Origin of the sequence: Burkholderia sp. L27(2015), from assembly GCF_009765705.1 — a bacterium.
GTDB lineage: Bacteria > Pseudomonadota > Gammaproteobacteria > Burkholderiales > Burkholderiaceae > LMUX01.
Genome location: NZ_LMUX01000009.1, coordinates 300,835 through 314,547, shown reverse-complemented (window position 1 = coordinate 314,547; position 13,713 = coordinate 300,835). Strand labels below are relative to the sequence as shown.

The following is a 13,713-nucleotide window of genomic DNA, read 5'->3' as shown; positions in this document are numbered from 1 at the left end:
CGCCCTAAGCGAGTCAACCTAAGGAAGCATCGCCAGTTCTTCCGCAAAGAATCGCCACGGATGAGATATTCCGTGGCGTTCGGTTAGTCGATCAGAGCCTAAGCGTCCCCAACGAATCGTCGGTCTTCGTCAGGGTTATAAAATTCAGGGAGCTTCTTGTTCCACGATGAGCCACTGACAGGCGCCGCGTCGTCACCGCCAACACCGAACAAAGCTTGGGCGGTCGCGTTGTCCGCGCGCTTTTCGGCGTCGACCGCATCTTTTCGCGTAGCTGCCTTCGCTCCTGGGACTTTCTTCTTAGTTGGCTTTAGGCCTGCCGCCATAGCCATGGCTTCTCGACGGCGCTTTGGCAGTTGCTGCTTATGCGGAACATTCACCTCGGTCTCGTACTTGCTTGCGCTCCCCCGCAGCTTAATCCGGTCATGTATGAGCCACGGATTTTTGCCGTAATGCTCGCGGGACTCGCGCATCATCCGCAGAATCTTCATCCCACCGTCGTCAAGTTCCCAAATCAGGAACTGGTTTGTGTCGGGGTGTGGCTTAACTCTGATTTCCAGCTTCTCGCCTCGCCCAGAAGGTGTCGAGTTGGTCATTTGCCAAAGCGCACCAAGCGCATCTGATCGAAAGGTAGCGCCTTTATATGTGACCGTGCCTTCCGATACCGGGAGCACAACTGTTTCGAGAAGCCGTCTATAGATATCTTTTGGAATCCATTCGATTGCGGCATCAGCCATACGCTCCTTCCGAAGCTCTTGAAAATAGGCCCGTGGCGTCGTCCCCACTCCTGCCCTCACCATATGCTCGGGTAACCGCTCGAAAATATTTCTGGTTGTATTCCAATCATGTACAAAGGTGAGCACAAGCCTAACGAATTCCTCGAATTGAATGCACGCCCACCGTTCGCTGTTGGACTTGGCATCCTTGTCATTGGACGTCTTCGACCTCTGATAAAAGCCTGGTAATCTTGAGAGCGCCTTCTGAATAAATTTGTTGATAGCTTCAATCAGGGGTTTATCTCGACCTTTCCTTGGCCGCGCGATTCGAACCCCGACCTTCATCTCCTCACTGAGCGGTTTCCGGATCGATCTGGCGATGCCAGAGCCTCGGTCAAAGACCGCCTCGTCGCATGGCCCATACACAAAGCCTTCTTCGAGGTCGCTCAATCCAAGTCGTCGCAGCATTTCCTTTTTCGGCGTGAACGCGTTGAACAGACATTTTCGGTAGGCATTCGCTGACTCGCTCTGAATCGAAATATTGATGCCCACGATGGCCGTGCTCCTTTGGCAGGCGGCGAAAACGACTGTCGCCTTCCCCACACGGTTTAGCACCAGGTCTGGCCCCCATAGCAATTGAGCGTTGAAATTGACGCCGTCCAGTTCATAGACGTCGATGCGCCCTCGAGTACCGTCAGTGCCGTGGCCAATTTTCGCTCGAGCGGCATCCCAATCATATTCGCCGTCGAAATATTGCTTCAAAACGAACTGCCGAAAAATGTCAGTGCCGGTCTCGATGTAGCGTCGCCGTCGCGGCAGCTTCCGAGCGGCGATAGGATAGCTCTGCAACACGCCCTTAACCTTCGTTTTCTGTACCAACTCAGTCTCTCTGAATTCCTCCCATAAATCGGTGATTGTGAACTGACCTGCCAGTCCCACTTTGCCTTTTGATTTGTGAATCTCTTCGGCACGGCGAAGAAGGAAATTTTTCCACTGATCGTACCTTCTTCGCGTCATCTTGACACCGCGCAGCTTGGTATCAGGGTCCTCAATTAGGGTGGACAGTTTTGCGCCTGGCTTCGCAGTATTGATATCAATCCGCATAGCGCCGGGCCCTCCCTGCCTTGGGCGCAGAGGAAGCATTGCTTTCTTTTTGTCACCGCCGAACCACCAATAGACAGTCAGAAGACGCAAAATCCTTTGCTTACTGACGGCTGCCACTTTTGCAGCCTGTTCGACCAGTTCCATCCTATATTTGGAGTCGAAGAGCAGTCTGTCTTTTCCCACTACTACCATTGCGCCGATTTTCTGCCAACGAGCATCACGCTCTAGCTTCCGCAGATCATTTTTTTTGCTATGTACCGTGTCGTCCCACCGCTGCATCCAAACCGGCATGACGACCTCGCTGACAATTTCCCACTTGTCTTTCCAATTTTCCATCGTCCGCTGCCGATCCCAAACGACGGGCACTCGCGAAGAGGGAAGGACAGCATCACTCTCCACCCTCATAACTGCAATCTTGTCACTATCCTGGTTCCAGCCAAGATAGCGCCAGAAATGCCCCGGTGGATCGTCGAGCGCACGGAACAAAGAGAATCTTTTGAACGGCTCATACGTGTCGTTTGCGCAGTCACTCATCTTCGAAACCCCATGGCAGCGACTCGGGCTCATTCGCGAACAAATACACGTTGCCTGAGGCTAACTGAAAAGGGGAATCCATTTCGAAGGAATAGCGATGGTCAATCCGAAGATGACCCAAATAAATGGCGACGCAAATAAGACGGAATGCATGATCTGGTGATATCGCGCTCCGACGAGCGACTCGATTTACTTTGTCTCGCAAAGTACCGCGCGCCTTACTTTTTTTTAGCGTCTCGGCCACAGAAAACGCAGCGCCTTGCACTTCGTGGATGTCCGTGTGCAAGATGTTTCGTTTTATGAACATGTAATTGCCTAACTCCGTCTCCGGGAAATACGCTTTGACGACGCTTTCCCAGGTCCCTCGAATACGGGTATAGAACGCCAACTCGCGACCAGCACGCGCTTTAGCATCTTTTTTCTCGAAATCAGATTCCGTTTCTTTGCACGAAACGCCATGCTGATGGAGGTCCCTCCGACCCGGTAAAACCACGCCAACATCGATGTCAATCGTTGGGGCGAAATTTGGGGGAATGCTCGCTCGAGACGTGTAACGTCGTGCGAACTCGGCCTCGTCATAAAATGGATACTGGGTTCGTATGACTGCGACATTCGAGTTGAAATCGAGGAAGTGCAGCGCGATGTACTCGGTCTGCGAGTGATAGACAAAATTCCCTTTCAGGCCAGAATACACGCCGGATTGGCCTTGCTTGCTGTCGGTTGGTTCTTTAGGACACTCCATATCGTATCGAATGTTGCGAGAGTCGGCTGCTGGAATTTCTAGCGTCGGGTCCAGCGGTGCCCATCGTGGCATCTCGAAAATCTTCATGACTTTTCCTCTCGGCCTGATGACAAATCCTTCCGCCGTCGTCCAATTCGCTGCGCGTATTCCTCCGTAGTTTCCGTGCACTCGTCAAGCGCCTGTACAGTCAGAGGCAACCGCTTTTTGATGGCATTAAAAATGGAGGCATTTCTGACTCCCTCAGTGAGTCTTTGCCGCGAAAGCCGATAAGGAGGGAGTTTGTCGCCGAACGCCGCACGACGACCACGCACTTCGCTCGCAAATTCGGCGTCGTATGCTAGCTGACGCTCCGTGATTCGCTTGGGCTCGTGAGGACCGCGGCTTGGTGGTGGAAAGTGAGCCTCGACGAATTTACGACTATGTTTATAGAGGACTCCGTAACCGTACTTGCCCAACTCAAATTTAATTTCGCGCCTGGAAGCGCACGGGCTTTCCCCCAAACATTTGAGTGCCTTTTGACGATACAACTCCACCGAGACAGGGGGGCAACGATTTGATGCACCGCGACGGCTAACCTGGTGTCGCTGGGGCAGCGAATCCAGTTCCTCATCTGACAGCATTCGAGCAGCCGCCACCTCGTGCACGTACGTTTCGGGCCTGCCAAAGAGCACCGCGACCAACAGCGAGTGGTGGAGCGGATTTCGAAGATAATTCCCCCGCCGCCCGAGCATCCGCACAACCGCGCCACCGGCACCCCAATGCAGCTTATGCCGAGCGATTGATGCGTCTCCGAGAACTTCTTTAGCAAAGTTTTCGAGGTCCCTCGTCTTTACTCCTCGGTTTCCGATAAGGCTTAACTCTTTGGCTCTCTTCCTGAGTACGTGGTACGTGTGCCGTGAATCAATTTCATGGTTGCTACCCATGCCGGTCAGCATGTTCAGCGACCGAGCAATTCGCACCTCGCCGTCTATGTCGCGAGAATCAACGAACCGAAACCGTTCTTTCAAATTCGAACCGCAAAGACACCTGTTTTGAAGCAGACCAAGATTTCTGGTGACTCTGATACCGTGCCGACATTCGTTGCACAGCTTCCATAGTGTACTTTTGTGTTTTGTGCATACGGCCAGTGTTGCCAATGCCCACTCCCTTCGGAGGAATGACCGACCTATGTCACGAAGATCTTCGTTAAAGCAATCGCGGCAAATTCCGACGTCCCATCCGCGGCGAAGGGTCCGATATGCTATTCCGGTAATCGTCCCGATGCCTGGAACAGGCGCATCGCAGAAATGGCTTTTCAGCACGCCGACGTCATCTACCGAAAGTGAAAGACGCATGGCCGGAAACATTGTGTTTTGATCGAGCAGCGAAGTGATGTCCGTTAATCCACCCGCGAGGGAATCGGCCAGCCCTCGCAAACGCGATGGTAAGAGATGCGAAGTACGTCCGGCCTGATGGTGATTTTTCCCAGTGGCATAAGAGTTCTGAGCGTTGTCACCGGCAAATACGAGCGCGTGGCTCAGATAACTGGCAATTGATTCTGTCGGAAAAATAGGGGATGCAAAGGCACTGAAGGCTAAACCGCTCATCTCGTGTATGTTTCTCTCGTAATGTAAATTTCTCAACTCAATCGACCAAAGCAATCCATCGGAGACCGGAACGCTTCGACACCTTCCAAAACGGGGCATCGTCACCCTCAAGCATGAGGATTTTCTCCGCTTCTAAGTGACGTCGCGTAACGAAGCTCGACCTGGTCTCGGTGACTGTACGCAGCACGTGCGCCGTTTTCCCGTCGCAGTTATTGAGGTAATACGGTGACAATCCTGTCTTTTCCGAGACGCCATTGGCGGTAAAGCGAGAAGCTTTCGGCACCGGCGATATCGTCGCGGTTTCGATTATTGCTCTGCGCGCGCGAGCTTTCAGTTCCGGAATATGCGCTCTAGGCCGGCGTTGAGCACCGGTCCTCGTTGACCTTACTCCGTGGCTGATCAACCACGTCCTGTCCGAGCGATAGAGTCTCGCGTACAGTTTGGGCGCCATGGTCCGAAGTTTGGACAAAGACGCTGCCGGATTAACGTCCTCCATCGCGAGCCAACGCTTACGGGCATCATCAGCGCGCTCTGCCTGTATGGTTTGTTGGTGCAACGCTAGTTGCCCACTGCCTCGAATGATTCGATAGATGCTCGGAACGGAAATGCCGGTTTTGGTCGCTATTTCTTCGATGCGCTCGCCTTTGGCAAACCTTCGCTTTACTTCGTCCACTACTTCGTCTGTGAGGCGGCTCGGCTTTCGGCGGACAGTGCACCCAAGTTCAGTTGCTCGAGTTAGAAAGGTCGTTGCCCCAACGCCCAGCGCACGAGCGGCTTTCGATGCGGTTGAGTGCTGGGCAAGCGCCGCATATACTTGGTCTTTATCGAGAGGACGCCTGCTCGCCGCTCTCACAGGTTGCTCGTGAGGCGCTACAACTTCAGATAACGTCCAGCAAAGGAGGCATAGCATCACTGGATGCGCGCTCCCTTTTCCCGTTATCAGTTTTCTAATTGCCGAGGTCAGAAGTGCGTCGTGATGGCATAGGTGATTGAGTCTGATATCGCAGAAGGGCTGGGAGTGGAAAGCATGATGCGCAGTGAGCAAGGATCTCACTCGTACGTGACGCGTTTCGGTCAAGAAACCTTTCTGACGAAGCAACTCTCGGAACTGTTCCGCCGGTCCTTGGCCATCGAGATTTCGGTTGACCAAATCCATAGTCCGCCTCGCATACTCCATCGAACGATGGTGCGGATCCGCACTCGTGAATGTCCTACAGAGCGAACTGAATACGGCTTTCTGATGGGCGTCAAACAACACGGCCCCATGGACAGGACATACCGCCACGAATGGCGCGATATGCGTCCGCATTGTCGGCGCGAAGCCATGCTGTCGCAAATGCAAGAGTTCGCACTCCGGGCAGTGCAGTCTTTCAAACGGGCTTTGCCCCAAGAGCAAAGGCAGTTGTGTCGGTCGTATTGGACCGTGACCACCGCTCATCATGTAACGCAATATACGATTCGCGGCATCTGCCGGCGTACCGCCGGTCCAATAAGCAAAATGTGTATTCTCGCGCAGCACTTTTTGCGGAGTCCCCAAACTATCAGGCAGCGCATCGCAAAGCGGTATCAGTGGTGTAGGCATTCCCTCAAGGGGCGCCCGCCACCGCCCCATATCTTCAATCAAAACCGCACGCAGCGACCTGTATCCCGCCATGAGTCCAGCGTGCTCGAGAAAACTGGGTATTGTTTGCCCAGGGATGATTGGCTCTATCCGCAAGGCTCGGGACGCTCCGCGCTGAGCAGTGAGCAATTCCCTATCGTGGATCCGCTTACTCATCAAGAGCCCTCGCGGCGCGGTAGCTATCGAGTGGCATGAAGTCGCCCCATAGGTTGGCAGAGTTAACTTTCCCCTTTTTTAGTATTCCAGACGCGATTTCGTCCGCGGCGAATTGCATCTGTCTTGATTGTCTTTTTACCGTCTCCTTGACATCGCTAAGGAGTTCTTCCGAAGGTTCCCGTGCATCACGGCGCACAGCTGCTACATGCAGCTGGCGGTAAAATATTCCGAGAATGTCTCGACTTCCACGCGAACACGCGGCCGCAGCTTGGGCTACATCTTCAGCAACACGCGTCACCGGCTTCCACATCAAACTTTGGTTGTAGTAACGAAGGCTTATATCTGACCAAAACTCGCTCTTGATTTCCAACCAATTGAGCTCTTCGATACCGCCTGACATCAGAGCCGCGCCAATTCCTCCCGTGTATAGCAGTTGGTCGCATACGGGCGCCGTGCATACAAAGACAACAGAGATTCCTGAGCTCGCCATGAACTCATTTAAGAAACTCAGCAGTTTTATGGACTTTTTGTAGTCGAAATTAGCTGCACACGCCCCCGTAACAAAGAGAACTCCAACGTTGGCCAACGCTGCGAGTCCCACCACGTATACAGAACGGCGCTGGGCCTTCGCGTTTTGTCGAAAGTTTGTGAGAAAATATTGACCATCGACATGTGCGTCGAATGCAGCAAGGAAGTTCGCGTGAAACTGTTCAAGAGTTCCGCATAGGGGCCATTGCACAACCATCGCTGGCCAAAACGGGATTTTCCTATCTGCCTCGACCGGCAACCACTCCAACTTGTTGCCTAGCAGATGGGACGACCGCAGCGCCAACCGATTTCCACTAGATCCGGTCACAGAGCACAGAGTTAGACCTCTTCCTGCCTCGCAGGCCCGTGGCATGAGGCTGAGTTTCCCAGCCTCTATCGCTTTACCGAATTGGTGATATCGCGCGACGGCCGCAGCGCTAAGTGGGTTCACCTTTGACCAAGTGGTTAATACCGCGTCGTGAATATCCGCGTGTAGCGCTGATTCGAGCCTCGTCGGATAGAAGCTCGTGTCGACCAACTTAAGGGCGCTGATCTTTTCGGTCTTGGACAGGTTACGCGCTTGGTTGGTCGCGACGACGCCGTCCACACGAAGCCCGTGATCCGCTTCAATGGAAGTAGGCCGGATAGGATACGAACGCACCAACGGGTTATCGTCAATAACGGAAGAGACCTCCCAGGTCTCGACGTGTGAAAACTGCGATGACTCGTCAGTCGCGCGCACAATCACACGAGCCTGAGACGGGACGGTTGCCTCTTTTAGGTTATCGGCCTTGTTTTGCATGGTCCGTCCTACCTGCAATAGTCGACTTTTTGTCGGACACGATCAGCAACGGCGAACCGTATCCGATACGGCCAACCGATACAGCAGTCCGGCAGAGAGTCGAGGACGCTAGGTCCCGGATTTCAAATTCAGCACTGAGATTCGGACAGAGTCCAGCAGCGACGTTATTGATGGTCGTCGACATAAATTGCTCGCGTAGGCCCATGCTTTAAAAAGCAATCGGGCAGGGGTTGACACGGCGTGCCCGTTGTGAGACCCTGCGCGCGCGTAAGCACTGGGGTGTCTCGCTCGAGGCGCACCATACGGAAGCCAAGGTTGCCACCTTGGCTTTTGTTTTTTGTAGCAGAGGAATTAGTTTGTCTGTTTGCTCGTGAACGCTTTCTCCGGTATCGTTTGGGCAGAGACCCGAGTTTGCTCGGGCTCGCCACCGCCAGTTGGCACATTGCTTATTTCTTGGTATATTTCGCTATCAGTTTCTAGTTTCTACTGGTATGATGCTGTTTTTGCGTCCAACTCAACTTCGATTCAAGTTGAGCGACGGCGATATTAACCGATGCAGCGGTAAGCTGCAAGCGCGCGCTCGATTTGCAGCAGCGCCTCGTTATCGCAACACCATCACCATCGAATCTCCGCCGCAAAAAACCACAAGTTCTGTGTCGTGACTCAACAGACACGAAATTCACCCTCCAGCGTCAGCGTCCCATCCACTTGACCATCACGAATTCATTTCGGTTAAATGGACAGCGGGCAAAAAAATTTCCAACAAAATCTATCTAGGCAGTTCACGCCGCGCTCATTAGAATCCCGTGATACTCCGCAATCCAGAGAGTCATCGCGAGAGGCTTGACACGGCGTGCAGCCAACTCTTATTCGGCGATCTTTACTGTCTTCTACACTAGTCGATTTTTTTCCAAAAACAAGGAAATTTGTGAGCGAAGCAGATACGCCCTGGGCTAACCTAGCTTCCCGCGTTGTTCGCGTTGTGCTCGCGCGAAAGGACATTAGTTACGCAGTACTATCCGATGCGCTCTCCATGTTGGGGGTGATAGAGAGCGAGCGATCACTTGCTTCGCGAGTCTCCCGCGGGCGAATTAAGTTGGCGTTGCTATTGCAAATCATCTCCGCAACTGACGCCGACGTACCGCACTTGTGGGAATCGGCTTTTTTGGTAACCGGAACCTGGGAAGACCGTGCCGCAGCGGTTGTTTCCGCAGAGCTATCACGTCACCCAACTGTAACCCTCGCCGAATTAGCACACAGACTGGTCCTACTCGGCGACGACCTAACCGAAAAAACTCTCGTCTCCCACCTATCGAGCGGAATACTCTCCCTCCCGTCATTTCTCGAGTGTCTCGTCGCACTTGGCAGTTCAAGCTTGGATAACTACGTGGAGTATAAGGACCTCGTTTCGGCTGCAATCACACGGGCCAATACCGCGGCTGAGTAGCTCCGGTTGAAGATGTCCTTGCCATTTCTCCAACGCAAACTAGAATTCTAATTGAGCAATTTTTATTGCCGATTTTTAATCGCATGTGATGCTCTCGTCGGGTTCCGAGAGAACGTCTGGTATGTGTGGTGGGCACCGCCACGGCACTCAACAACCGCGTATCGGCGGCGCTCCATGCGAGGAGTTTCCTGTCGAAGCTCACCGAGATGCAGGACAACACCGTTCCGAAAAGCTGGGATGGACCAATGGAACTTCAAACGCTCGCACCGCACCGGGATGCCCCGACACTTTTCATCGATTTCGATGGGACGCTGCACGATGGCCGCGCTGTTATCGACACGGATGGTCACGTGAGTCTCGATACTGGCAGGCCGCTATTCGAATACGCGCCGCTGCTTATCGCACTGCTCGAGCCGTACCCGTCCGTGGAAATCATCCTCACGACCTCATGGCTGCAAAAACTGCCTACGGAGAAGGTCATTTCGTATCTACCCGCAGGCCTGGCTCGGCGAGTCGTCGGCACGACGCAAGATATCAAGCCGCGCTTGAGCTATGTGCTAAATGGCTCCGAGCGAACGTATGTCATCGCCAGCTATGCCTATGGGCACCGCCTGAAGAAATGGCTCGCAATCGACGACTCCGCATATGGTGCCTACCATTTCGGCCGCGAGCCCGGCGAGCTGGCGCAAAACTTCATTCTCCTCGACTCGGCGCGCGGCATCAGCGATGCAGACGTCCAGCAGCGCATTCGGCAGTGGTTGTTCGATGTACGCGAGGACGGCAGCCCCAGTCATGCCTGACGTGTCGGATGGGGTGCAGCACATGTTGAGAACATGGGAGCACAGAAATGACAATGCCCGATCAGCGTACGAAGGCAGTCGTAGAGACTCGCAATCTCCTGCGCATACTCGCGACTGCTGAGGAGATCACTATCCCAGGTCTCGTTCAAACAGTAGCGGCCGGCCTTCTCAGACACTATCCGCTGGACGCAGATCTGGCCGTGTCCGCGTGCGCGCTGCCGGGCATTTGGGCTACTCCGAAGCAGCGCTGAGCGCGATGGAAGATTCCGAACCTCCAAAGTCTGATATTGAAGGCTCGCTAATTGCTCGATCATCATCAGTGACGAGGCGCACCATATGCTCAAGGTAATCGTTGAATTTTGGCCTGGTGGGCGTGACAACGGTCGCCGAGTGCTGGCAACAGCAAAGATTGGTCGAGTGAAGAACGGCGCACTCGCGGACTATAAGGTCGAACTACACGAAGACGTGCTGGGCGACCTCGGTGCAGCAACCCTCCACGGGTACCCACGCTTCGCAACGACCATTTGGGATTTGGTTGCCCGAGCGATTGCCATCGGGCTGACCGGGAAAGAGGGACTGCCTCCGCGCCCGCAACCACTCGACGTTCCCATCCGCAACGCCGGTAATCTCGCGTACGTGCGCCTCCGGGAAATACCTGAGCCCGCGCATAGCCTGTTCAGAAAACGACTCGCATATTCGACGCAACCAGTAATTGAAGAAGACGCGGAGCCCATGGATTGTGCCTACGCGTGGGATTGGCTCGATTTTTTGGCTGGAACCAGATAGTGCCCTGGCCTAGTCCATGTCTCGTTTGATAGCCGGTCGTCATCTTCATCACCGCATTGAAATGACGCTACCGCTAACCAAGAATGCGTCGACCGTCGGTTGCACCTGAGTAGCCTTGACGATTGATTTGTAGACGCATTTGATTTGAGAGGTGCAGATATGTCACTTTACGCAGCAATAGGCGGTAGCGACGTCGTACTCGGGCGCTGGTCTATTCGGGAGACTAGCTCGGGAGCACGCCACTTCCTCGGTTTCAATCTGGTCGACGGCGATGGCCGCGTGAGCACACCAATTCAATCGTTTGATCCGGTCACGCGCACCGGCGTGACGACCAGCGGCAGCACGTATCGCCTGGTCGGACCAGCGGGTCAGGACAAAGACGCTGAATACGTTTGGTTCTATGCCGCGAAGGCTTGGAAAATTGAGCAGTGGACAGATATCACCACGGCACTCGTTCCCGACTGCCGGCGAGACCTGCCGCTGAGCGAGCAGCACAACATCGGGTCGCGGGACGCCGGTGGTGACGAGACCTGATCGAGGTTGGTGATGCGGAAGCCTCCTCTCACATCACCGTGATTCCCATCATAGCCGTCAATACGGCCTTGATGCGACGCGCACGCTCCTCGGAAAAATCATCCATCAGAGCGTCATCATTTATGGCCACGCTCTGAAGAAATGGCTCTCAGACCTCGGCCCGCTGGCGATACTCGGGGCGTGGGCCGGGCACGACCTATTTGTCCCGGCCGCGTAATTTCACTGTTCAGCAGGAGAACTGCCATGACAGACGAACATGTTGTGCCGGAAGATTTTCCTCGGGAAATGCTGGCGGGCTCACTCGCAGGTTCGAACCCGAAGCTCTTGCTGCGCAAGGTCGGCGACCGATACTTTTCTGGTTTGACGCCTGATGAGCTGTACGAGAGGTATGACGCGTGCGAAGACGTGGCGCAACAGCTTGCGGTCTACACACAGCGGAAAATCGACACCAAAGGATGGGGCTTTGATGAAGCCCTGCATCGGGTCGAGATGGGTGTCGAAAACAAAGTCCGCGCCGGCGCGTGGGATTTCTCATCCGCGGAAATCGCGTGGCTCATGTCGCGAACCCGGCAAATCATGTCGGAGGCCGACTCCCGTGCCGTCGACCTACCGTCCCGGTAAATCTGGGAGCCTTGTCAGAAAAGCACGAAGCCCTTTGCGGCGGGGCCGGGATTCATAATAACCGCCGTAACGCCCTACCCGCTTGAGTTATAACAAAATCATCTCATTAGTTACCACGATTTTGTATAAACAAAAAAGGGCCAGAGCATCCGCAATTGATTGCGGGCTTTGTCATAGCAGAGCCGCCTCAAGAATTTTGACATCCGGCCATGACGGGCGGCCCAATACTAAAAGTAACTCGCTTTCGAAATCGCCCTCATAGCCCGCCAACTCGCGCCGGAGTTGATCCCTATCGACAGTCAGCGCACGGACCGATTGACGGTCTACCGGGATTTGCGCCCTCACCTGTACTAGAAGGACATCAATGCTCTTATATGCCGACCATGCGCGGTCCCAAGACCCGCTTATCGTTACCAGCGTTGCCCATACTTCAATAGGCCCCACCATGTGCCCAGCCCGGTTAAACATCGCGGCCAGCGCTCGTTGACGCAGGATGCCGAAAGAGCCGTTCAAAGTCTTATTCGTGACAATCTCGTTATCGGTCATGCGTCACCCATTGGACGCTCTATGCACCCTGTCAATGTCTGACCCGCAAATGGGCTGAGCGTTGCAATTGATTTCACTCCCGCCGCTGCCAATGCACGCAACTTACTATCGCGCCTAACGCGGCATCGAGTACGATATGTCACCAATAACGCCCGTTTCGTGGCGACCGAAGTCCTCAAGGCAGTGAAAAATGAAATTACTCGACGCCATTGTGGAGCTACTCAGTAGCGAGAACGGCTCGCTCACTGATGCGATGCTGAAAACGAAAGTGGTCATGAACAAGATGGGCCATAAAGAGCTTGGCGATTGGCTAAATAACGAAATGAAAGGCTACGACGCCGGGACCGACCTACCATCCTATCGCGTGGTTCCTGTGCGTGTTGTCGGCAATCTTCGAAACAGTTCTTGGTCTCACGCGGCTCAGATATTGCCAATTGGACACCTCGCAGAAACGACCCGCAAGGCGCTCTCGACGAGTGAATTGCGTGAGTCGGTTCACGTACTCGAAGAATGGATTTCGAAGCGTGACGCTCACATAGTCCATCCCATTACGCCATCGCTGTATCCAGAGCTAAGCAAAGGCTGGAGCAATGCCCATGTTGAATACGCGTGGGTACAGATGGAACCAACGCAAATCATGGGCGCGACCATCGAAGTTCGCACCCGGCTGTTGGATTTCGTGCTCAGTCTTCAAAATGAGCTTGGCGACGCAAAGGAAGACGATATGAAGGAAGCCGCAAAGGGCATAGACATGCCGCACCTGTTCGCATCATCAATGTTTGGTGACAACACAACAATTATCGTGGGCGACAGCAATACGGCGACCATAGTCAATACCGTGACGAAAGGCAACTTCAAATCGCTCGCCTCGACATTGAAAACAGCCGGTGTACACGATACGGATATCGCGGAGCTTGAGACAGCCGTGGGCGAGGACGACGCCGCTACGGTGGTTGCCGAAAAGCGCTTCGGACCAAAGGTCCGGTCGTGGATGGCAAAGATGGCAGGGAAAGCCGTCGACGGCGTCTGGGCCATCGGACTCTCGACTGGCGGCAAGTTACTTACTGAGGCACTCGCCGCTCACTATGGCATCAAGTTATAACCTTTCGCTTAGGCGCTGATTGGATTGCCGTTGCAAAGGCCCGACGTTCAACGACGACCCCGACCAAAAAATCGAGATTGACCAGCAATAA

The 13,713-nt window shown here is 54.1% G+C and carries 13 protein-coding genes; 7 read left to right on the top strand and 6 right to left on the bottom strand.

Translation table 11 applies throughout. The features are described 5' to 3' along the window. Positions 1 to 98 precede the first annotated feature (98 nt). From GSQ77_RS06185 to GSQ77_RS06165, 5 genes are all read right to left on the bottom strand, one after another. Positions 99 to 2,351 carry a hypothetical protein gene (locus GSQ77_RS06185; protein ID WP_158900107.1) on the bottom strand — a complete coding sequence of 751 codons (2,253 nt, stop codon included), beginning with the start codon at positions 2,349 to 2,351 and terminating at the stop codon, positions 99 to 101. Further along, complete coding sequence (locus tag GSQ77_RS06180; RefSeq protein ID WP_158900105.1) at positions 2,344 to 3,180, bottom strand: hypothetical protein; 837 nt, start codon at positions 3,178 to 3,180, stop codon at positions 2,344 to 2,346. Before GSQ77_RS06180 ends, GSQ77_RS06185 begins: the two co-directional genes overlap by 8 nt. Next, positions 3,177 to 4,679, bottom strand: coding sequence for a hypothetical protein (locus GSQ77_RS06175; RefSeq protein ID WP_158900103.1), 1,503 nt, complete (start codon positions 4,677 to 4,679; stop codon positions 3,177 to 3,179). Before GSQ77_RS06175 ends, GSQ77_RS06180 begins: the two co-directional genes overlap by 4 nt. 37 nt (positions 4,680 to 4,716) lie before the next feature. Further along, the gene (locus GSQ77_RS06170; protein WP_254067497.1) at positions 4,717 to 5,589 is read right to left on the bottom strand and encodes a TnsD family Tn7-like transposition protein; all 873 of its coding nucleotides are present in this window, start codon (positions 5,587 to 5,589) and stop codon (positions 4,717 to 4,719) included. An 859-nt stretch (positions 5,590 to 6,448) separates the two neighbouring features. Further along, positions 6,449 to 7,786, bottom strand: a complete 1,338-nt coding sequence (locus tag GSQ77_RS06165) for a hypothetical protein (protein ID WP_158900099.1) — start codon at positions 7,784 to 7,786, stop codon at positions 6,449 to 6,451. Positions 7,787 to 8,639: 853 nt separating this feature from the next. Here GSQ77_RS06165 and GSQ77_RS29910 point away from each other — a divergent pair. The 6 genes from GSQ77_RS29910 (at position 8,640) to GSQ77_RS06145 (ending at position 11,974) form a co-directional block, all read left to right on the top strand. Further along, on the top strand, positions 8,640 to 9,233 hold the full coding sequence (locus GSQ77_RS29910; protein ID WP_367889650.1) for a DUF6471 domain-containing protein: 594 nt from the start codon (positions 8,640 to 8,642) through the stop codon (positions 9,231 to 9,233). A 128-nt stretch (positions 9,234 to 9,361) separates the two neighbouring features. Further along, the gene (locus GSQ77_RS06160) at positions 9,362 to 10,033 is read left to right on the top strand and encodes an HAD domain-containing protein (RefSeq protein ID WP_254067464.1); all 672 of its coding nucleotides are present in this window, start codon (positions 9,362 to 9,364) and stop codon (positions 10,031 to 10,033) included. A 47-nt stretch (positions 10,034 to 10,080) separates the two neighbouring features. After that, entirely contained in the window at positions 10,081 to 10,284 is a 204-nt protein-coding gene (locus tag GSQ77_RS29750) for a BPSL0761 family protein (RefSeq protein WP_367889649.1), read from the top strand. A gap of 85 nt (positions 10,285 to 10,369) precedes the next feature. Beyond that, on the top strand, positions 10,370 to 10,819 hold the full coding sequence (locus GSQ77_RS06155; protein ID WP_158900097.1) for a hypothetical protein: 450 nt from the start codon (positions 10,370 to 10,372) through the stop codon (positions 10,817 to 10,819). A gap of 159 nt (positions 10,820 to 10,978) precedes the next feature. After that, entirely contained in the window at positions 10,979 to 11,353 is a 375-nt protein-coding gene (locus GSQ77_RS06150) for a hypothetical protein (RefSeq protein WP_158900095.1), read from the top strand. Positions 11,354 to 11,596: 243 nt separating this feature from the next. Further along, positions 11,597 to 11,974, top strand: coding sequence for a hypothetical protein (locus GSQ77_RS06145; RefSeq protein WP_158900093.1), 378 nt, complete (start codon positions 11,597 to 11,599; stop codon positions 11,972 to 11,974). Between the two features lie 171 nt (positions 11,975 to 12,145). On the opposite strand, the gene GSQ77_RS06140 is transcribed toward GSQ77_RS06145, so the two are convergent. Further along, entirely contained in the window at positions 12,146 to 12,520 is a 375-nt protein-coding gene (locus GSQ77_RS06140; RefSeq protein ID WP_158900091.1) for a hypothetical protein, read from the bottom strand. Positions 12,521 to 12,710: 190 nt separating this feature from the next. Between GSQ77_RS06140 and GSQ77_RS06135 the strand changes: the two genes are divergently transcribed. After that, a complete protein-coding gene (locus tag GSQ77_RS06135) occupies positions 12,711 to 13,622 on the top strand; it encodes a hypothetical protein (protein WP_158900089.1) in 912 nt (303 codons plus the stop codon). The last annotated feature ends 91 nt before the right edge of the window (positions 13,623 to 13,713 follow it).